This is a genomic window from Paenibacillus sp. BIHB 4019, assembly GCF_002741035.1.
Lineage (GTDB): Bacteria > Bacillota > Bacilli > Paenibacillales > Paenibacillaceae > Pristimantibacillus.
Window position 1 is genome coordinate 4,726,179 of sequence record NZ_CP016808.1, and the last position, 20,433, is coordinate 4,746,611.

At 50.6% G+C, this 20,433-nt stretch carries 20 protein-coding genes and 1 other annotated feature; of the genes, 14 read left to right on the forward strand and 6 right to left on the reverse strand.

Translation table 11 applies throughout. The features are described from left to right. Nucleotides 1-133: 133 nt before the first annotated feature. A complete protein-coding gene (cimA, locus tag BBD42_RS20495) occupies nucleotides 134-1,747 on the reverse strand; it encodes a citramalate synthase (protein WP_099519675.1) in 1,614 nt (537 codons plus the stop codon). A 329-nt stretch (nucleotides 1,748-2,076) separates the two neighbouring features. On the opposite strand from cimA, the gene BBD42_RS20500 reads away from it, so the two are divergent. From BBD42_RS20500 to BBD42_RS20510, 3 genes are all read left to right on the forward strand, one after another. Next, nucleotides 2,077-3,345, forward strand: a complete 1,269-nt coding sequence (locus tag BBD42_RS20500) for a DNA polymerase IV (protein ID WP_099519676.1) — start codon at nucleotides 2,077-2,079, stop codon at nucleotides 3,343-3,345. Nucleotides 3,346-3,476: 131 nt separating this feature from the next. Beyond that, nucleotides 3,477-3,710, forward strand: a complete 234-nt coding sequence (locus BBD42_RS20505) for a ferredoxin (protein WP_046229957.1) — start codon at nucleotides 3,477-3,479, stop codon at nucleotides 3,708-3,710. 171 nt (nucleotides 3,711-3,881) lie between these two features. Next, nucleotides 3,882-5,297, forward strand: coding sequence for a L,D-transpeptidase family protein (locus BBD42_RS20510; protein WP_099519677.1), 1,416 nt, complete (start codon nucleotides 3,882-3,884; stop codon nucleotides 5,295-5,297). Here the strand turns inward: BBD42_RS20510 and BBD42_RS31840 are convergent, their stop codons facing one another. Further along, entirely contained in the window at nucleotides 5,298-5,438 is a 141-nt protein-coding gene (locus BBD42_RS31840) for a hypothetical protein (protein WP_172455573.1), read from the reverse strand. 198 nt (nucleotides 5,439-5,636) lie between these two features. On the opposite strand from BBD42_RS31840, the gene BBD42_RS20515 reads away from it, so the two are divergent. The 4 genes from BBD42_RS20515 (at nucleotide 5,637) to BBD42_RS20530 (ending at nucleotide 8,707) form a co-directional block, all read left to right on the forward strand. Beyond that, complete coding sequence (locus BBD42_RS20515; protein ID WP_481855890.1) at nucleotides 5,637-6,695, forward strand: quinone-dependent dihydroorotate dehydrogenase; 1,059 nt, start codon at nucleotides 5,637-5,639, stop codon at nucleotides 6,693-6,695. Between the two features lie 18 nt (nucleotides 6,696-6,713). Next, nucleotides 6,714-7,517 (forward strand): GTP diphosphokinase, encoded by an 804-nt coding sequence (yjbM, locus tag BBD42_RS20520; protein ID WP_056029444.1) that lies wholly within the window; start codon nucleotides 6,714-6,716, stop codon nucleotides 7,515-7,517. An 86-nt stretch (nucleotides 7,518-7,603) separates the two neighbouring features. Continuing rightward, nucleotides 7,604-8,359: a pseudouridine synthase gene (locus BBD42_RS20525; RefSeq protein WP_099519678.1), complete on the forward strand. Its 756-nt coding sequence runs from the start codon at nucleotides 7,604-7,606 to the stop codon at nucleotides 8,357-8,359. Nucleotides 8,360-8,494: 135 nt separating this feature from the next. Beyond that, nucleotides 8,495-8,707 carry a hypothetical protein gene (locus BBD42_RS20530; protein WP_056029438.1) on the forward strand — a complete coding sequence of 71 codons (213 nt, stop codon included), beginning with the start codon at nucleotides 8,495-8,497 and terminating at the stop codon, nucleotides 8,705-8,707. A 95-nt stretch (nucleotides 8,708-8,802) separates the two neighbouring features. On the opposite strand, the gene BBD42_RS20535 is transcribed toward BBD42_RS20530, so the two are convergent. After that, on the reverse strand, nucleotides 8,803-8,895 hold the full coding sequence (locus tag BBD42_RS20535; RefSeq protein WP_081418580.1) for a sporulation protein YjcZ: 93 nt from the start codon (nucleotides 8,893-8,895) through the stop codon (nucleotides 8,803-8,805). A 264-nt stretch (nucleotides 8,896-9,159) separates the two neighbouring features. After that, nucleotides 9,160-10,947, reverse strand: coding sequence for a DEAD/DEAH box helicase (locus BBD42_RS20540; RefSeq protein WP_099519679.1), 1,788 nt, complete (start codon nucleotides 10,945-10,947; stop codon nucleotides 9,160-9,162). 185 nt (nucleotides 10,948-11,132) lie between these two features. Here BBD42_RS20540 and BBD42_RS20545 point away from each other — a divergent pair, with 185 nt between their 5' ends. From BBD42_RS20545 to BBD42_RS20560, 4 genes are all read left to right on the forward strand, one after another. Next, the gene (locus tag BBD42_RS20545) at nucleotides 11,133-11,333 is read left to right on the forward strand and encodes a YwbE family protein (protein ID WP_056029433.1); all 201 of its coding nucleotides are present in this window, start codon (nucleotides 11,133-11,135) and stop codon (nucleotides 11,331-11,333) included. Nucleotides 11,334-11,345: 12 nt separating this feature from the next. Then, nucleotides 11,346-11,648 carry a hypothetical protein gene (locus tag BBD42_RS20550; protein ID WP_099519680.1) on the forward strand — a complete coding sequence of 101 codons (303 nt, stop codon included), beginning with the start codon at nucleotides 11,346-11,348 and terminating at the stop codon, nucleotides 11,646-11,648. Nucleotides 11,649-11,815: 167 nt separating this feature from the next. Beyond that, the gene (locus BBD42_RS20555; RefSeq protein ID WP_099519681.1) at nucleotides 11,816-13,072 is read left to right on the forward strand and encodes a GNAT family N-acetyltransferase; all 1,257 of its coding nucleotides are present in this window, start codon (nucleotides 11,816-11,818) and stop codon (nucleotides 13,070-13,072) included. A 27-nt stretch (nucleotides 13,073-13,099) separates the two neighbouring features. Then, a complete protein-coding gene (locus BBD42_RS20560; RefSeq protein ID WP_237163169.1) occupies nucleotides 13,100-13,576 on the forward strand; it encodes a VanZ family protein in 477 nt (158 codons plus the stop codon). 76 nt (nucleotides 13,577-13,652) lie between these two features. On the opposite strand, the gene lplA is transcribed toward BBD42_RS20560, so the two are convergent. Further along, a complete protein-coding gene (gene lplA / locus BBD42_RS20565) occupies nucleotides 13,653-14,648 on the reverse strand; it encodes a lipoate--protein ligase (RefSeq protein WP_099521717.1) in 996 nt (331 codons plus the stop codon). 275 nt (nucleotides 14,649-14,923) lie between these two features. Then, nucleotides 14,924-15,139: a binding site (T-box leader), on the forward strand. Nucleotides 15,140-15,320: 181 nt separating this feature from the next. On the opposite strand from lplA, the gene leuS reads away from it, so the two are divergent. Then, on the forward strand, nucleotides 15,321-17,759 hold the full coding sequence (leuS, locus tag BBD42_RS20570; RefSeq protein ID WP_099519682.1) for a leucine--tRNA ligase: 2,439 nt from the start codon (nucleotides 15,321-15,323) through the stop codon (nucleotides 17,757-17,759). Between the two features lie 46 nt (nucleotides 17,760-17,805). Here leuS and comER read toward each other — a convergent pair whose 3' ends face one another. Beyond that, complete coding sequence (gene comER / locus BBD42_RS20575; protein WP_099519683.1) at nucleotides 17,806-18,645, reverse strand: late competence protein ComER; 840 nt, start codon at nucleotides 18,643-18,645, stop codon at nucleotides 17,806-17,808. A 231-nt stretch (nucleotides 18,646-18,876) separates the two neighbouring features. Here comER and BBD42_RS32325 point away from each other — a divergent pair, with 231 nt between their 5' ends. Continuing rightward, nucleotides 18,877-19,713, forward strand: coding sequence for a helix-hairpin-helix domain-containing protein (locus BBD42_RS32325; RefSeq protein ID WP_172455574.1), 837 nt, complete (start codon nucleotides 18,877-18,879; stop codon nucleotides 19,711-19,713). Nucleotides 19,714-19,831: 118 nt separating this feature from the next. Continuing rightward, nucleotides 19,832-20,362 (forward strand): deoxycytidylate deaminase, encoded by a 531-nt coding sequence (locus BBD42_RS20585; RefSeq protein ID WP_099519685.1) that lies wholly within the window; start codon nucleotides 19,832-19,834, stop codon nucleotides 20,360-20,362. The last annotated feature ends 71 nt before the right edge of the window (nucleotides 20,363-20,433 follow it).

The following is a 20,433-nucleotide window of genomic DNA, read 5'->3' on the forward strand; positions in this document are numbered from 1 at the left end:
GAGCAGTTTGCAAAAAAAATAGCATTCGACCATTTAAAAACAATACAAATAAAGGGCATTCCTGCAAGCCAGTTGTTACTTATGGCTTGAGGAATGCCCTTTGTTATTGTCCAATTGCCAATTATGCGCGGAATTAGTGGTTTACTAGTCCATGCTGCTCTATTGCAGGAGTATCAATGGCATCAGGTTTGCCCATGTTGAGCAGGGCGTAACGAATGCCGTCAACTAATGCCTCCCAGCTTGCTTCAATGACATTGCTGGAGACGCCTACGGTGCTCCATGTGTTGTCGATGCTGGTAGACTCTACAAGCACGCGCACTTTAGCAGCTGTAGCGTCCTTCTCGTCGATTACGCGAACTTTGTAGTCGGACAAATGAATTTGCTTGATTTTTGGATAAAACTGCACAAGCGCCTTTCTCAGGGCGTTATCGAGCGCATTGAGCGGGCCGTTGCCCTCTGCCGCGGTGTATACTTGCTCGCCGCCAACGTTGAGCTTCACGATTGCCTCACTGCGGAGCGAGCCTTGAGAGTTTTCCACCAGCATTTTAAAGGACTCGACCGTGAAAATTTCCTCAGCCTCGCCAAAAGCTTCTCTAAGCAGCAGTTCAAGAGAGGCATCAGCACCTTCAAATTGATAGCCTTGATGCTCCAAATCTTTAATCCGCTCCATAATTTGCTTTGTTTTCTCGTTGTTGGCGTTCACATCGAGGCCAAGCTCCTGAGCTTTGGAGATGATGTTGCTTTGGCCTGCCAGCTCGGAGACGAGAATGCGCTGTTTGTTGCCAACGAGTTCTGGCGCGATATGCTCATAGGTTTTGGAATCTTTCATGATCGCCGACACGTGGATGCCGCCCTTATGGGCGAAAGCCGCATTGCCGACATAAGGCTGGCCAACAGGCATATGCACGTTGGCAATCTCACTGACAAAACGTGCGGTTCCTGTCAGCAAGCTCAGCTTGTCATCCGGCAAACAGTTATATCCCATTTTAAGCTGCAAATTTGGAATAATCGAACAAAGATTGGCATTGCCGCAGCGTTCGCCATATCCATTAATCGTGCCTTGGATTTGACGGGCTCCGGCTTGCACGGCAGCAAGCGAGTTGGCAACCGCCAGCTCACAGTCATTGTGCGTATGAATGCCGATAGGAGCATTCAGCTCGGCGCGAACGCGCGACACGATTTCGTGAATTTCGCCCGGCAGCGTGCCGCCGTTCGTATCACAAAGCACGAGCCAATCCGTTCCTGCTTCCTGTGCCTTGCGCAGCACCGCCAGTGCGTATTCCGGGTTATGCTTGTAGCCGTCAAAAAAATGCTCCGCATCAAACATCGCTTCAATGCCATTATGCTTGAGGAAAGCAAGCGAGTCGTAGACCATGGCTATGTTTTCTTCGAGTGTCGTTTGCAGGGCGGTGTGTACGTGAAAATCCCATGACTTTCCGACAAGCGTTGCTGCAGGAACGCCGGATTCTTTAATTCTGAGCAAATTAGCATCTTGGTGTGCCAGACTGAACTTGCGTCTAGTGCTGCCGAATGCCGTAATCTTCGCTTGCAAATTATAGGCCTTAATGCGCTCAAAAAACTCAATATCTTTGCTGTTGCTTCCCGGGTTGCCGCCCTCAATATAATGAACACCTAGTGCATCAAGCTTCAAAGCGATCTTCAGCTTGTCCTCCGCTGATAGGCTTATGCCTTCTCCTTGCGTACCATCACGCAGCGTTGTGTCAAAAATAGTTAAATTCATTGTCATGGCCAGAAGGCCTCCTTCTTCACTGATAGCCTTTACAATTATAATGAATTATTATAACACTAGTTGACTGGAATGTAGAGAGCAGCCCTTACTTTTTTTAAATATAAGAAAGTATTAGTTTCACCCGTGATGTATTCTTAATATTTCACCCTCGAAACGGTAGCTTTGCCGCCAGAGGATGGGGAAAGCCGTTTACGCTTGCGGCTTTTGCGGTTCTCAGCTGTTCAATTGACTTGCTACATCGGCAGCGGTATGCTGATAAATACAAATAAACAACGGTGGAGATATTGCGTTCAGGCGGATCTCCTCGCAGGTGGTGGAACCTTACAATGACGAATACGAATGAGCATTATCCGGCGAAGGGCCGCGTCATTTTGCATCTGGATATGAATGCCTTCTACTGCTCTGTCCATGAGGCGGAGGAGCCGGATAAATATAAAAATAAACCAACAGCTGTTGCTGGCAGCGTGGAGCTGCGCAAGGGCATTATCGTCACCTGCTCATACACTGCCAGAAAGCTTGGGGTCAAGACGGGCATGACGGTGCGTGAGGGGCTTAGACGTTGTCCTGAACTCATCCTTATTCAGCCGGACTTCCATTTATACCGCAAATATTCACGAGGCTTCATGACGCTTGCCAGAAGCTATACAGATTTGGTGGAAGCTGTTTCTATAGATGAATGTTATATGGACATAACCGGATCAAAAATATTCGGAACGCCGCTGGAAATTGCCAGCGTTTTGCAGGAGCGTATCCGTACGGAATGGCAGTTGCCCAGCTCCATTGGCATTGCCCCGAATAAGCTGCTGGCGAAGATGGCCTCGGATATGAAAAAACCAAATGGGATGACGGTGCTTCGGCTGCGTGATGTGCCCGAGCTGCTATGGGACAAGCCGTGCGGCGATCTGTTCGGCATTGGGAAAAAGACGGCAGACAAGCTGGCTCGGCTCAATATTCGCACAATTGGACAGCTTGCCCAGACGGATGAACGGCTGCTCATTAAGCAGTTTGGCGTCGTTGGAGCTTGGATGAAAGGGGCAGCCAATGGCATTGACCACTCTCCTGTGAATGGAGAGCGTGAGGTGAACAAGTCGATTGGCCATACGACGACGCTGCCGAAGGATTTTATCGCAAGGGAAGATATTCACCGTGTTCTGCTTAATTTATCGGATCAGACAGCACGGCGGCTCAGAAGGCAAAAACTGATGGCGCTTACGGTGCAAATTACGGTTCGCAGGCCGGATATGACGACCATCACCCGTTCGAATACGTTTCGCTCGCCAACGCATGCGATGGAAGATATTTTTCAGGAAGCGTGCCGCTTGTTCGACAAGCATTGGCTGGAGGGAGAGCCAGTGAGGCTGCTGGGAGTGACGCTGCAAAATTTGTCGCCTGAGGTGGATACAGCGGTCCAGCTGGATTTGTTCAATTATGAGGAGCAGCCGCGTAAGGAAGCGCTGACAAAGGCGATGGACTTGCTGCGGGACAAGTTTGGCGAGGATGCGGTGCTAACGGCGGGGATGCTCAGCGATGATCCTTCCGCACTTATTCGCAATAAGCGGCTGCGGGGCACTTCGCTGCAAAAGGAAGATTTTTAATCGCAGTGTCAGGTTGCCAAAGGCTGAATGATGGTATATATTGATGAATGAAGCTTTATTTTTATGATGTCATTAACGGAAGACAAGCTATATAGCGGCATTATTCCGTCACTTTATGGGAGGTATTTTGAATGGCTAAGTACACTTGGGTAGAAAAGGATACTTGTATTGCATGCGGCGCATGCGGCGCAACGGCTCCTGACATTTATGATTACGATGATGAAGGTCTGGCAGAGGTGATTTTCGGCAACGACGGCAATAAAGGCTGTGTTGCAATCTCGGAAGATCTTTATGACGATATGCAAGATGCAGTAGACGGCTGCCCGACGGATTCGATTAAAATCGCGGACGCGCCTTTCAACTAAACCCAGCTTAAACTTAAACTCCCCAACTATGCAGAAGTTGCACTGCGTAGTTGGGGAGTTTTTTGTGTTCGAAGAGAGCTTTAAATAGAAGGATGGCAAAGCCGTTTACGCTAGAGTCAAAAAAAAGGTAAATGTTGCCGATATAGTGTTATTGGACTTTGAGGGGGGTTAATGATGGAGCAATTAGAGGATAACCTCTATCTAAAGCAATACGTTAGAAATCATCCTGACAATAAAATGGCGTGGTATTTGCTGGGCAAGCAATATTTGCAGTTGGATAAGACGGCGAAAGCGAATTATTGCTTCATTCAAGCAGGGGAAATTTACGAGGCGTTTGAGCGCAAGCCACATCCGCTGGCTGAAAGCCCGCAGGAAATGCTGGAGGAATGGAATCGCCAGCAGCGTAAAAAACGGACGATTCGCCGCGCGATTATGGGGGCGATTTCGCTTGTGCTGCTGCTAATGGTTATGCCTTCAAACGCAAACCAGCTGGCTGATCTCGCTGCGGCAGAAGCGAATGCTATTATCGATGTACCCATTGATCCAACCTTCGGCGTTGTGTTGACGGACAAGGGGGAACGCAATCCAATCGGGAGCGCTTGGGAAGAGCTGCTGTCCTGGTCCAAGCGGCCGTCTGAAGCGGCTGTAGTCAAGCTGGAAGAGCAGGAAGGCTGGCGCAAATGGACAGGCAATCGCAAGCTGCTGATGTCGGTGGAGCAGCAGTCCGATTATGTACCGATGGAAGTAAAGATGCTTGATGGCGGAGTATGCAGCTGCAAGCCGGCTGATGCTTCTACGGTGAAAACGAAGTTCATGGCTTGGAGCGAGCAACAGGAGGTTCGTTGGACGCTTGCCAGCGCCATCTATCAGTACAAGCGGATGAACGAGAAGTGGCCGGAGAAGCTTGATGACCTCATTAAGCCCTATCCCAACAATGTTTTGGCCGGTGACGCATCTGGCATGAAGGAGATGTTTAAGCCGCTAATTGCTGCTATGAAAACGGATCAGTCAGGGACGAAATCGCCTGCGCAGCAGCAAAATGAAGATGAGGCTGAAAGGCCGCAAACTGATTCAAGTCAACGTCAATCGAAGTATTTGCAAAGCAATTCGGATCAACTAGCCGGCGGAGTGGATGAAACCTGGCGCAAGCCGCTCGAAATCGTCGTTGATAAGTCAACGCACAGGCTTGCGGTTGTAAGTGGCGACATTATCGTCCGCAGCTTTAAGGTTGGGCTTGGCGGGGATAAAACGCCGGAAGGCAGCTTTTATATTAGCGAGAAAGTGAAAAATCCAAATGGGCGCGATAATGGCCAGTTCGGCAGCCGGGGGATGACGCTTTCCAGTACGCTTTATGCCATCCATGGCACGGATGAGCCGGATAGCCTCGGTCAGGACGAATCGCTTGGATGCATTCGGATGGGGAAGCAGGATGTAGAGGAGCTGTTTGATCTGGTACCGATGGGGACGGTCGTAAAAATTAAAAACGGGACTCTGCCGTCCGAAATTTCGGAATCCAAGGAGCGCTTCAAGCTGAATCCGAGTCAGGACGAGACGAATCCCGGTAAAGTGTATCACTGGCTGGGCTGATTAACCGCTAACCAACAACAAGACGGTGACGGCGACAATGACAACTCCAACAGCAGCACCTATCCAGACGAGTGCTTTCTTATTAACTTCCTCTGGCGCTTTTGCTTTCACTGTGGGTGGTTTGCGTTTGGGTGAACTCATGGCAATCAACCTCTTTCTAATAAGTAAGGAATATAGTCATATTGTAATCGTTTTCGGAAAGAGCCGCAATAACAAAGGAGCAGTATTGCCCTTTTCTTTTCTGGGCAAAAACGCTACACTATTGGGTAGGACATTTATTGTAGATCGGAGTGAGTGTAATTGCTTTATTCTTCATTGGGTAAGCCGATATTTTTTCGAATGGATCCAGAGAAAGCCCACCATTTGGTTATCGATGGTTTGCATGCTGCTGGGCGCGTACCTGGCATGACGAGCATCATGCATGCGATGTACGGGGTAAATGAGACGCCGGAGCTTGCCGTGGATTTATTCGGCATTCATTTTCCGCATCCGATCGGACTCGCGGCAGGGCTGGATAAGAACGCGAAGGCGGCAGACGGATTTTCCAGCATAGGCTTTGGCTTTATGGAAGTAGGAACGGTAACTCCGAAAAGCCAGCCAGGCAATGAGCAGCCGAGACTATTCCGTCTTCCGCCAGATGAAGCGCTGATTAACCGGATGGGCTTCAATAATGATGGCGTTGATGCGATGGCAGAGCGGCTGAATAAGCGCAAAATACACCGCATCCCGCTCGCTGTCAATATCGGAAAAAACAAAGTAACGCCCAATGAGCTTGCACATGAGGATTATCGCTTATGCATTCAGGCGCTGTACGGGCAGGGCGATTTTTTTGTCGTCAACATTAGCTCGCCTAATACGCCGGACTTGCGTGCGCTGCAGCATGGGGATGAGCTGAGACTGCTCCTTGATACCGTTTTGGAGGAAATCAGGCAGCAGGCGTCGAAATCAGGTAAAAGCGCGAAGCCAGTGCTAGTCAAAATAGCTCCGGACATGACGGATGAGCAGCTTAAGCTGACGGTAGCAACCATTAAGGACAGTGGGGTTTCCGGCATTATTGCGACGAATACGACCGTGTCACGCACCGGGCTTACTCATTCGAACGCTGGGGAAATGGGCGGCCTTAGCGGCGTGCCAGTGCGCGAGCGATCGACGGAGGTTATTCGTGCAGTTTACCGTCAGACAGAGGGCAAGCTGCCGATCATTGGCTCGGGAGGCATTTTCACTGCCGCTGATGCATACGATAAAATCCGCGCTGGGGCCTCGTTGGTTGAAGTATATACGGCCTTAATCTATAAGGGCCCAGGCTTGCTGCGTGAACTGACCAGCGGCTTGAAAGAGCGCTTGCGCAAAGATGGCTACCGCAGCATAACGGAGGCTATTGGCGCAGACCATAGATAAGATGAGGAGGCGGCCCTGATGGATGGACGAGACTGGAATCTATTTTTACAGCCTTACGAGCAAACAGTTGAAGAACTCAAAGTTAAATTTAAAACGCTGCGCGTAGAGCTGAAAAGGCGGGAATCCTATTCGCCAATTGAATTTGTCACAGGCCGAGTGAAGAAGGTTTCGAGCGTTTTGGAGAAGGCAAGGCGGCTGCATGTGCCAGCGGACCAGCTGGAGCAAGGGATTGAGGATATTGCAGGGATTCGCATTATGTGCCAGTTCGTCGATGATATTCACCGGGTTGCTGGATTAATTCGTTCGCGCAAAGATTTGAGGCTTGTGAATGAGAAGGATTATATTACGAATTACAAGGATAGCGGTTATCGCAGCTATCATATGATCGTGGAATATCCTGTCCAAACGGCGCTCGGTCAGAAAAAAGTATTGGCAGAAATTCAGATTCGCACACTGGCGATGAATTTCTGGGCGACGATCGAGCACTCGCTGAACTATAAATATAAGGAAAGCCTGCCTGAGGACGTGCGACTGCGTCTCAAAAAGGCGGCGGAGGCAGCCTCATCCCTAGATGAGGAGATGTCGAGCATTCGCCATGAAATTTTGGATGCGCAGCGCGGCTTCGAGGAAAGCTCGAATGTTGTCAGCAAAGTGCTCAGCACGATACAGGATCTTTATTTTTACCACCGTGTCCGGGAGGCAGCCCAATTTCAGATGAAATTTAATGAAATGTGGGAGCAGGAGGATTTGTTTGGGCTCCAGCAGCTTGCTTTAGACGTTGAAGCGGCGGTTTTGCGGGCGAAGAAAGGCACGCAAAGCTAATAACAAACCTCCAGTGGCGCGCAAGCGAGCGCCTTTGGGGGTTTGTTGCATAAAGAGGGAAGCAGATAGTTGAAGGAGAGATCGTTTTGGCAGCAAAAATAAGGCTGGACAAGCTGTTGGCCCATACGGGCAACGGCACGAGAAGCGAAATTAAAAAATTCGTCAAGCAGGGACTCATTACCGTTGACGGGGTTGTAGTCAAGGATAGCGGCATGATCATTAATCCCGAAATGCATGAGGTCAGATTTGAAGGACGGCAGGTCAATTACCGGGAATTTGCTTATTTTATGATGAACAAGCCAGCAGGAGTCGTATCGGCGACGGAGGATCGCAAAGACGAAACGGTCATCGATTTGCTCGAAAACGAAGATCAAGCGATCCAGCCTTTTCCGGTCGGACGTCTGGACAAGGATACGGTTGGCCTGCTGCTATTGACCAATGACGGACAGCTAGCCCACGAGCTGCTGTCGCCGCGCAAGCATGTGCCCAAAACGTATGAGGCGGTCGTGCGAGGCAATGTAGGCCGTGCCGATCAGGATCAGTTCGCTGCGGGTGTCGAGCTGGATGATGGGTATGTGACGATGCCTGCCCGTTTGAATATACGGAGCCAGGAACAGACAGATGCTGGCGTTATGTCGATGATTACGCTAACGATTATGGAAGGGAAGTTCCATCAGGTGAAGCGGATGTTTGAGGCAGTAGGCAAACAGGTTGTCCATTTAAAGCGAGTGGCCATGGGCCCTCTGGCGCTGGACACTGAGTTGGAAGAGGGAAGCTACCGCGAGCTGACAGAAGGCGAGCTGGAGCTGCTTCGCACTTATCGACGGACAGATTTGCAATAATGACGTGCTATACAAAATAGCAGGTAAAGGTTCAACATAAGCGGAATAGGGGCTGCCTTTCAAGCATGATGAATGAGACAATCTGTCGGCATCATAGGGTAGGTTAATAAATACCATTCCTGAGGTGATTGCTGCTTGCGCGTCCAAACCTTTAAAGTGTACGTCATTACTTCAGCAGATATTAGGCGTTTCATCCTAATTGAAATCGTAATCGGCATGCTGACATACAATGTGGGGCTTAAGCTGCTTCATAACGCTATATTGGCAGGAACGTTGAGCTTTGCAGGAACCGAGAGCATTAAGCGGAGCTTGCGGCTAATCAGGCGTAAGGGTGAAAATAAAAAGTGAGCGTTGCTCCTTGCACAGCAGGAGCAGTAAGTCGCAGAAAAAACCGCCGGGAGCGCGAATCCTGGCGGTTTTTTACATTCTGTGTTGGGTTAGGATTAGTACAAAAATCCTTTAGTTATGATGACCAGAAGAATAAACAGGACCAGGATGGCACCCGTCGATGTGAAGCCTCCATGTACACCAGACATGCTAATTCCTCCTGTACAGTTAATTTCCGGCTTAGGGTGCTGCTTCATTTAAATGATCTCTTCCCTGCCGCTCGGTATACTGTATTGTATGTTTTTCGCCCTGTTTGGAATGGACTCCTGTCATGGGTCATTTATAATTGGGCGCTAGTAAGGCCGCTAACTCCGGCGGTTTATGATGGATGTTACTGAGGCGAATGCCTGGGAAGGATGAAAAAAGCAGCCTTCGCCGATAGGAATCGACGGAAAGCTGCTTGAAAGGTAAATTTATCTTTTGCGACCGCGACTGTTTCCAGCTCCGCCGCCACGGGAAGGGCTGGATCCACGGCTGGAACCGCTGGAATTGCGACCGCCGCTGCCAGAACCAGAGCTGCGTCCACCGGAGCTCCGTCCTCCAGAGCTGCGTGGTGCACCTGAGGAGGAACGTTCGCTGCGCTCACCGCCGCCGAAGCTGCGAGGTCCGGCAGGACGTTCGCTGCGCTCACCGCCACCGAAGCTGCGAGGACCGGCAGGGCGTTCGCTGCGCTCGCCGCCGCCGAAGCTGCGAGGACCGGTAGGACGTTCGCTGCGGTCTCCGCCGCCGAAGCTGCGTGGGCCTGAGGAACGTTCACTGCGCTCACCGCCACCGAAGCTGCGCGCTCCATTGCCGCCACGCTTGCTTCCAGTATCGCCGCCGCTTGCTGCTTCCCATGGGCTGCCGCCGCCTGACTTGCTTGGGGCTGCTGACCGTTCAGCCTGCTGCCCACGGCCTCTGCCGCCAGCTTGCTGGCGTCCGCGTCCACCGGAGGATTCGCCGCCTCGGCGACCTTGCTGGCCGGAACGTCCAGAATCGCGTCCGCCACGTGCTCTGCCGCCGCGCTCTGACGAGGAGGAATCTCCGCGGCCATATGCTTTGGCTGGAGCTGCTGAGCGTTTCGTGCTGTCGGCTGTTAATTGGCCTTCTTCATCAATCGTAAAGCGCTGCAGCGAAGCATCGATGCTTCGCTCAATATGAGCAACAGCGCCGCGATCATGCGGCGAAGAGAGAGTTACCGCTGTACCGCGCTGTCCTGCACGACCTGTACGGCCGATACGGTGAATATAAATTTCTGAATCCTGCGGCACATCATAGTTGTATACATGGGTGACGCCTTCTACATCAAGCCCGCGCGCAGCGACATCCGTTGCGACGAGAATTTGCAGCTTGGCATCGCGGAAACGCTTCATAACTTGCTCGCGCTTCGCTTGTGTCAAATCGCCGTGCAGCTCATCCGAAGGAATGCCTTTATCCTGCAGGGCTGCATTCAGTTTTTTGGCCCGCACCTTCGTCCGGCAGAAAATAACGGCCAAATAAGGGTTATGCTGCTCAATCAGCTGCATAACGGCACGTTCACGTCCGCGATCTGTCGTTTCAATGACGAATTGCTTAATGTTGTCCAGCGTTACATGCGTGCTTTGAATACGAATATCGACTGGTGTATTCATATAATTGGCAGCAAGGCGCTTAATTGCTTCCGGCATCGTAGCCGAAAACAGCATCGTCTGGCGAGCTCTAGGCATATGCGCGATAATGTTCTCGACCTCTGGCAGGAAGCCCATATGCAGCATTTGGTCAGCCTCATCAAGCACGAGCATTTTCAGCTTGCCCAGGTTGATCGTCTCCCGGCGAATATGGTCAAGCAATCGTCCAGGTGTTGCTACAACGATATGGGGAGCATTGTTCAGCTTGCGAATTTGTGCAACAACATCCTGCCCGCCGTAAGCAGCTAGCACCGTAGCGCCAACGGTCGGAGCAAGCTTCGTGAGCTCGCTCGTAATTTGAATAGCGAGCTCACGGGTTGGAGTCAATATAAGCGCCTGCACCTGTTCCTTGTGCACTTGAATGCGCTGCAATATAGGCAAGGCAAAGGCAAGCGTTTTGCCTGTTCCGGTTTGAGCTTGGGCAATGACGTCTTGTCCCGCAAGCAGTACGGGAATCGATTTCTTTTGAACCGGGGTTGGCTCGGTAATTCCGTTCTCATGGAGACGCGAGGCCAGCTCCGGCATGACGCCCATTGCAGTAAAATCAGTTGACATTAGACAATTTCCTCATTTCATAAAACATCGTTTGGTGTTAAGTATAACAGGTTGTACCCATCATGTGCATCTTTCCTGCACATATGCTATGCTATTTTGAAAGAAAAGTATGAAGTATGGTGAGAAAAGTCGTAACGGAGAGCATACTTTGGTCATCACGCTTTTTTGAAAAGGAAGGTTAATCTATGAACGGAACGAATCGCGCGGCAATCAAGCCGGGCCAGCAGGTCGACATTGTGCTTAAGCAGGATCAGCGTACAGGCAAGCTGACGAGAGGCATCGTCAAGGATTTGCTGACGAACTCCGGCACGCATCCGCATGGCATTAAAGTTCGGTTGACTGACGGGCAAGTAGGCCGCGTTAAGCATATTTTACCAATGGAATAAGGAGATGGGCGGGTGGCATTTGGCATATCCAGAACCGAAATGAATGCTTGGAAGGAACGGGTGCAGAGCGGCGAAATCGCTTTTTTGACGCATTATTGGCTGGACCCGCGCTTTCCCGGCATGAAGACGGTAACGAAGGTAGGCTGCTCCAATATAGACAAGCTGGCGCAGTGGTGCACGTCTTATGGGCTCGATCCCCGGTATATTCACTACCGCGACAACTATCCGCATTTTGATCTGTTTGGGCCTAAGCAGCGTCCAATCTTAATGGCGGAGCAGCAGTTCGACCAAATAACCCGCTTTAGATTGCTTTAATGGTAATTGGAATGGCATTGCCGCCGTCAGGGCGGCTGTTTTGCTTCGACAAGAGGGCGGCAATATTGCAGGGCATGCAAATTGCGAGATTTTATTTTACTAGTTTTAATGAAACTGATCGTAGAAAAAGTTCAAATATTGGATAGCAAAGCGAGGGAGAACGGTTCATGGAGCAGGAGCAGGGAAAACAACAGTTGCTCAAGTATTTTCAAGAATGGATTACGTTTGTGGAAGGGCTGGAGCAGCAGGAGGAAGCGGTGTGGGAGCTCAGCTTGGCTCCGGGAAAATGGTCCGTTCGCGAAGCCGTCGCTCATATTGCGCTCTGGGATCGTTATTTTCTTACGACGGCAATTGAGAGATTAAGCCGGCAGCAGGAGCTGACGCTCAAGCATTTGGATTATGATGCATTTAATGAAAATGCCCGCCTGTATGGTCGTTATACTTCAATTGCAAAGCTGGTCAGGCAGACGATTCAAGACCGTGAAGCGATTGTTGGGATCATCGAAGCTTTGCCGGAGCAGCATTATGCGGCTGAATACATAGACGGCGATGGGCATCCATTCCGGCTGCAGGCATATTTGACAGATTTTATCGCTCATGATCGGCATCATATGGGCCAGATAAAGCAGCTTTTGGACAGTGCCGCATTAAAGTCGCCATCTGAGGAGCAGCTGCATCTTAAGCTGGAGGAGCTGTCGATGAATGCTTGGCCTGCGCTTCAGGTGCTGATGTATGAGGGGTGGCAGCTGCGTCTGGCGAATGGTTATACCAAACGGTCAAACTCCATCGTGCCAGCAGCCTGCAGCGGGGAAATGCTTTCGCACAAAATCACCTATGGCGAAGCTTTTTATACGGCGCGTGGAATGGATACAGCCTATAAAATCACGCCATTCTCCCAGCCGCCGGAGCTGGATGAGACGCTCGCGCTGCGAGGCTACGACAAAATAGACCCTGTCTATGTCAAGACGGCGGCCCTTGCTCAAATGCGACAACCGGCTGGCGGGCTGGATGTTCGCATCGACACATTTTTAAGTGAAGCTTGGCTGGAAGCCTATATGTCGATGGCGAAGCATACCGATGATGAGCGGGAGACGCTGAAAAATATGTTTGCATCACCGCCGTTTCAGACGGGCTTTGCTGTGCTTTATGTAGAGGGAGTGCCAGCGGCTTGCGGTATTGGCGTGATGGAGCGGGGATATATCGGGCTGTATGCCGTCGTGACTTCACCAGATTTTCGCAGGCGTGGATTTGGCGAGCAGCTTCTGCTGCATATTTTGCAGTGGGGCAAGGAAAATGGGGCGGAGCACAGCTATTTGCTCGTGACGCATGCCAATGATGCGGCGAACCGCTTGTATGACAAGCTAGGCTTTACGCTGCAATATAACTACTGGTATCGGGTGAAAAAATTACCGGCGTCCCTTTAACCCGGGCGAAGTGGAGGGGCGATTACGTTGAAGCAGGCAGGCGGAATATTCGATTCCTTTGCTCAAAAAGTGACAGCTATTCTTATTTTCGTTTATACGATGTGGCTCATTTATGCAATGTTTTTTGGCTTTGGCCGGCAGGCGAGAAGCAGTGCGGAGCTGCGATATAATATCATTCCTTTTTCAACTATCAAGCTTTATGTAACGAACTTTCATCATATGCCTTTTATCGATTGGATCATTAATATGGGCGGCAATATTGTCGTATTTGTACCCTTTGGCTTGGCGCTTCCAATTGTTTTCCGCTGGCGGCTGGGCAAGGTGCTGCTGTCGTTTGTGCTGTTTATTACGCTGCTGGAAGTGCTGCAAATGCTTACGAGGCGCGGCAGCTTCGACATTGATGATATTCTCATGAACAGTGCCGCTGTTGTTCTTGGCTATGGCATTGTTTTCTGGTTTCGGAAGCTGGCAGTTGGCAAAAAAGGCATTCAAAGAACCTATTGATGATTCCATTCTATCAGGGGACATAGACAGCGCCCCGGACTCTCTTAATAAGAGAAGGCCGGGGCGCTGTTTATTTTTATTCGAAAATCAAGCCCATTAAGTCTTCCTTCGTTACTTTGCCGAAATAATAGCTTAAATCGATCTCGCCGAGCAGCTTGCCGAGTGCAGCAGCATCATAACGCTGACCGATGAGCTGCTTGGCAAATTCGCTGCTCTCGCCACGACCGAAGAAATCGCCATATACAGCGGCATCTGCAATAAGGCCTTCCTCAACTTGCAGACGTACATCAAACGTTCCAGCTCCTTCGATCCGCTTCGTCTGGCGCATATTGAATGCGGGCGACCGGCCATAATTCCAATCCCAGCTGCGATAGCGCGTTTGTGCCAGCTCGCGGACATCCGCCCATTGCGCCTCGGAAAGCTCGTAGTAAGGAATTTCCTCACTGCCTTCAAAAATGGAAGCAAGCACGCTTTGGCGGAATTCCTCAATTGTAATCGGCTCTGACAGAAACTCGGAAATGTTGGCTACGCGGCTGCGAATTGATTTTGTCGCTTTCGACACGTATTTTTCGGGATTCGCTTTCAAAGCGGATACGACATTTTCAATTTCGGAATCAAACAGCAAGGTGCCATGGCTGAACATTCTGCCGCGTCCTGAAAATTGTGCGTTGCCGGAAATTTTTCGTTCGCCGACTTGAATATCGTTTCGGCCCGTAAGCTCAGCCTGAACGCCAAGCGCGGCTAGTGCTTTCACGACCGGCTCGGTAAACTTCTTGAAGTTATGGAAGGATTGGCCGTCGTCGCTCATGATGAAGCTGAAATTCAAATTCCCTTCGTCATGATATACGGCTCCGCCGCCGGACAGCCGGCGCACGACATGGATGTTGTTTTCCTCTACGTAGCGCGGGTTGATTTCTTCCAGCGTATTTTGGTTTTTGCCAATAATAATGGAAGGCTCATTAATATAAAACAGTAAATAATCGTCCTCCGGCGGCAGCGACCGCAAAATATATTCTTCCAGCGCCAAATTAAGCGCAGGGTCTGTTATATGGTTGTTGCTTACAAAACGCATCATAACGATTCCTCCGAAAATAGTAATAGGTTGCAAAAGCTTGCTGCTCCTATTATACCCCTCCGTGGGGCAAATGCCATGGATAAATGAGAGCAGCTTTTTTGCCTCGCAAGGAGAATGGCGGTTCCTCGCAAAAAATGGCTGATGTTCTAGCATCGTTCATTTTAGCATGCAAGAAGTGAGCGTATTGGGATAAAAAGGGAGTCGCTTAGAGGCTTATCCCTTGACATCGCGTCAAAGCTTCATTATAATCGGAACTAATTCTTAAAATGTCACATATGGCGTTGATGAGGAACAGTAGTATCGCGGGGCATGGCTTAGAGAGCCGGCGGATGGTGCAAGCCGGACCTGCAGCGATATGAATCTCACCTTGGAGCTGTGCGCGCAAGCGTACCGTAAGGCCTGCGTTAAAGGCAACAAGTGAGCACTCGGCAAAGCATGTCCGGGGGCTAACTAGGGTGGTACCACGGGAGACAGCTCTCGTCCCTAGCGATCATACGCTAGGGGCGGGAGCTTTTTTGCATGAAATATAAGCATTTATAAGTTTTCCCTTATAAATAGGCTTATATTTCTCGAAATGAAACGCGCAGCGCCGCCAAAGGACAGCGACAGCCGTTTCACCTTGGAAGCCCGCTGAAATTTTGCTTTACCAAGCTTAAGGAGGAAACATTCATGAGTCAAGATCAGCAACCGCAAGGATATAATCCGCTGATAGTAGAGCCGAAATGGCAAAAATATTGGGATGAGAACAAGACGTTCGCTACGAAGGAAGAAGCGGGCAAACCGAAATTTTATGCACTCGATATGTTCCCTTATCCATCCGGTTCAGGCCTGCACGTCGGTCATCCGGAAGGCTACACGGCAACGGATATCGTGTCGCGTTACAAGCGTCTGCGCGGCTTTAACGTCCTGCACCCAATGGGCTGGGATGCGTTTGGCCTACCTGCAGAGCAGCATGCACTGGATACAGGGCAGCATCCGCGTGAAATTACATTTAAAAATATCGACAACTTCCGTCGTCAAATCAAATCGCTCGGCTTTTCCTACGATTGGGATCGCGAGTTTAGTACGACTGACCCGGATTATTATAAATGGACGCAGTGGATTTTCATCCAGCTGTACAATAAAGGCCTTGCATATGTTGCTGAAGTTCCAGTTAACTGGTGCGAAGCGCTGGGAACTGTGCTTGCCAACGAGGAAGTCATTGACGGACTAAGCGAACGCGGAAATCATCCGGTTGTACGCAAGCCAATGCGCCAATGGGTACTGAAAATTACCGAATATGCGGAGCGCCTGCTGGAGGATCTGGAGGAGCTTGACTGGACGGAAAGCATCAAGGATATGCAGCGCAACTGGATCGGCAAGTCTACAGGCGCCGAAGTAACGTTTGCTATTGAGGGTCATGACGCGAATCTTGTCGTGTTTACGACACGTCCGGATACTTTGTTCGGTGCCACTTATTGCGTGCTTGCGCCTGAGCATGAGCTGGTTGCCCAAATTACGACAGCGGATCAAAAGGCGGCTATTGAGGCATACCAGCTGACAGCTTCCCGCAAGAGCGATTTGGAGCGTACTGATTTGGCGAAGGAAAAATCCGGCGTTTTCACGGGTGCATATGCGATTAACCCGGTCAATGGCGAGAAAACGCCAATCTGGATTGCCGATTATGTACTTGCAGGCTACGGTACAGGTGCGATTATGGCGGTTCCAGGCCATGATACGCGCGACTGGGAATTTGCCACACAGTTCGGACTGCCGATTGTGGAAGTCGTGCAAGGCGGAGATATTTCCAAAGAAGCTTATACTGGCGACGGTGCCCACGTAAATTCCGATTTGCTGAACGGGCTTAATAATGAAGAAGCGATTGCGAAAATGATCAGCTTCCTTGAAGAAAAAGGCAGCGGCCATGGCAAAGTGACGTACCGTCTGCGCGATTGGCTGTTCAGCCGCCAGCGTTATTGGGGCGAGCCGATTCCGATTCTTCATCTGGAGGATGGCACAATGAAGCCAGTACCAGAGGACCAGCTTCCGCTGCTGCTGCCAGATGTTGATGCGATTAAGCCTTCGGGTACAGGGGAATCACCGCTTGCGAATGTTACGGAATGGGTCAACACGATTGATCCAGAAACGGGCATGAAGGCGCGTCGCGAGACGAACACGATGCCGCAATGGGCGGGCAGCTGCTGGTACTACCTGCGCTTTATCGATCCGAAAAACGACAAGGAAATTTGTTCGCCGGAGAAACAGCGCGAATGGCTGCCGGTTGACCTGTATATCGGCGGAGCGGAGCATGCTGTGCTTCACTTGCTGTATGCGCGCTTCTGGCATAAAGTATTGTATGATCTGGGCGTAGTTGAGACGAAGGAGCCTTTCCATAAGCTCGTGAACCAAGGGATGATTTTGGGCACGAACAATGAGAAAATGTCCAAATCCCGCGGCAACGTCATTAACCCGGATGAAATTGTATCGGAATTCGGCGGAGATACGCTGCGTTTGTATGAAATGTTCATGGGCCCGCTGGAAGCGACGAAGCCTTGGAACACGAACGGCGTAGAAGGAGCCTTCCGTTTCCTTAGCCGTGTATGGCGCTTGTTCATCGGTGACGATGGCAGCTTGAGTGCGAAAATTTCGGAAGGTGAAACGACTGAAGCGTTCAAGCGTACATGGCATCGCACCATTAAAAAAGTAACCGATGACTTTGAGCATCTGCGTTTTAACACAGCGATCAGCCAATTGATGATTTTTGTCAATGAAGCTTACAAAACCGAAGTGCTGCCGCGTGAAGCGATGGCTGACTTTGTGAAAATGCTGTCCCCGCTTGCGCCGCATATTGCGGAAGAGCTGTGGGAGAAGCTGGGCGGAACAGGGACGATTACTTACGAGTCCTGGCCGACATGGGAAGAGGCTTGGACGGTTGACCAAGAGGTTGAAATCGTCGTTCAAGTTAATGGCAAAATCATTGAGCGCCTGTCAATAGCGGCAGACACGGATGAAGCGGAAATGGAACGTCTTGCGAAGGAACTGGCTAAGGTGCAGGAGCTTATCGCAGGCAAAACCATCCGCAAGGTTGTAGCTGTAAAAGGTAAAATCGTCAACATCGTTGCCAATTAAACGTTAGCCACATGAAGAGGTGAACGGTCAGTTAGCTGAAGAACAGCTATTGACCGTTCACCTCTTCGCCGTAGAAAGATACGGAAACTTTGGCGACATCGTCATTGAATTTGGCATGAGTTGTGCGAATAAGCCGGTTGAATACATCATCGGTCTCATTGCGAAGCAATTTGAGCGCCTGTGCTGTAATGCCTCCGGGAACGGCTACCCGGGCCTGCACATCAGCTGGGGTAAGGCCTCCTTCGGTCAAGAGCAGCCCTGTCCCGAGCAGCATGGCACTTGCCACCTTGAGCGCTTCCTCGCGGTCAATGCCCGTCTCTTCAACTGCCGCGTCGACGAACTGCTCCAGCAGACAAGAAATAAACGCCGGTCCGCAGCTGGAGAGGTCGGAGACGACACGCGTATAGGATTCATCAATTTGCAGCGGTTCGCTAATAAAGGCGAGCAGCGCTTCGAGCCGTTCCTTGTCCTCGCTTTGGATGCGGGAGCCATAAATACATAAGGAAGCGCCGCTCCATACATGATTCGTAATGCTGGGAATGACTTTCGCTACTTTGCATGGGACGACTTCCTCAAGATGTGAGAGCAGCACCGGGCTTGTAATTGAAACTAGCAGCTGCTCAGGCCTTATGACAGAGGATATGTCGTCGATGACCTTTTTAAATTCATGCGGTTTAATGCAGAGAAAAACAATATCCTTGCCAAATGCGGCACGAGCATTGCTCGCTTCTGCTTGAAGTCCGGCATAGCGGTCAGCGAGCGCCTGCGCTTTGGAGAAAGTGCGATTGCTGACGGAAATTTGATCGGATTCCAGTGCTCCCGAAGCGATTAATGCTTCAATGAGCAGACTGCCCATCGTTCCCGTTCCAATAAATCCAACTTTCATGCGATGGCCTCCTTCGTTGTGAGGTTGTGAAATGGAAGCGGCCTTGTGGGGGCCAGATTTGAATCATTTTCTGATCCGAATTGATTTTCCGAAGTGAACAGGCTTTAAGGCGAAGTAAGCCTATTCGCAGTTTACCTGTTCTTCTACCGTATTCCTGACAACTTGGCAGTTATGTCAACGATTTTCATCTTTTTTGGAGCATTCATTCATAGCGAAAGGTGTGGATTAAGGATGGGGCAACGAGTGAAGGAGAAGCAGTATGGGAAAAGCCGGAATGGGAAGCGGGCGATTATGGCGGGTTGTTTGCTGCTTGCCTGCGGGCTGCTTGGAGCTGCCATGTTTATGCCGAAGGAGCAGGCTCCGAGCGGCTGGATGACGCTAAATGCGGCGGTAGAGGCAGCGTTGGAGCCAGAGCAAGGCAATGAACCTGCTTCTGCTGGGGTGAAGAGCGAGGCTGGAGAGGATAGCGGCTTAGGGAAGCAGGCGAATGGAGAAGGACAACAGGGGAGTACAGCGGCAAATGGCAGTAGTGGAAAACCGTCCTCGGACAGCGGTGAAGATGGGGAAAATGGGAGCGGGAAGATGCCAGCTACTGCTGATGGAGCAGTAGAAGGGACTGTAACATCCCGGTTGGATGGTGCTGGGAAGGCGGTGCAAGGTGGGGCAAACGCTGCTGCTGGTGAATTAGGAGAAGCTGATGCTGGAAGCAGCCGTGGGAACGGAAATGTGAATAATAATGAAAATTTGACTGGATATAATACTGGAAATTCGGAGCTGCACATGCCGGAAACTAGTGCGACTAAAGGGAGCAGTGCAGTTGAAGCGGCACAGAATGAGCCAGGTGAAGGTGCCGCGTCGTCGACGGATTCGGGCAAGCTGGATATTAACCGGGCAACTGTTCAGGAGCTCGATGGGCTGAAGGGAATCGGTCCGGCGAAAGCTAAAGCAATCGTAGAAAATCGGGAGAAAAATGGGCGTTTTACATCGGTCGATGACTTGCAGCGAGTGAAAGGAATTGGACCTAAGCTGCTGGAAGGCATGAAAGACAGCATTGTCGCCAATCCTTAAGTGTGAGAAAATAACAGGCAGCAGCCGGATTTTAAGAAAAAACGAATATATCGTGCATTTTTGACGCAGTTGCGGCTGACGATTATTTTGAACGAGCATCAAGGAGGAAGCTGAAACAATGGCAATAGTAGGGCAAGACGCCGAACGCAAAGACTGGGATACGTATTTTATGGACATCGCTTATATGGTATCGACGCGCTCACGCTGCCCAAGGCGGCATGTGGGAGCTGTTTTGGTGCAGGGCAAGAAGCTGCTTGGCACCGCATATAATGGAGCGCCGATGGGCGTTCAGGATTGCTCGGAAGCGGGCTGCATGATTGCGGAGGAGTGGGAAATTAAGCAGGAGAATGGCGAGGAGCAAATGGCAAAAAAACAGCGCTGCATTCGCACAATCCATGCGGAGCAAAATTTGCTGCTGTTTACCGATCGAGCCGACCGTGAAGGCTCAACGGTATATGTGACAGACCAGCCTTGCTGGACTTGCGCGAATATGCTTGCGAACAGCGGGATAAAAGAGGTTGTCTATCACCGCGGCTACCCGAAAGACAGCGAGAAGGTTGTGACGCTGATGGGGCACAAAGGCATTGCTTTTCGTTGTCTGGAAGGCTACGAGCCGCCGCCGCAGGCGGGAATGGCTGTAATTTCTTAATATTGCACGTTAATAGTAAATCATATATTTAGTGAGGGAGCACCTCTTATTGCATGCGAATCTGCATGTGA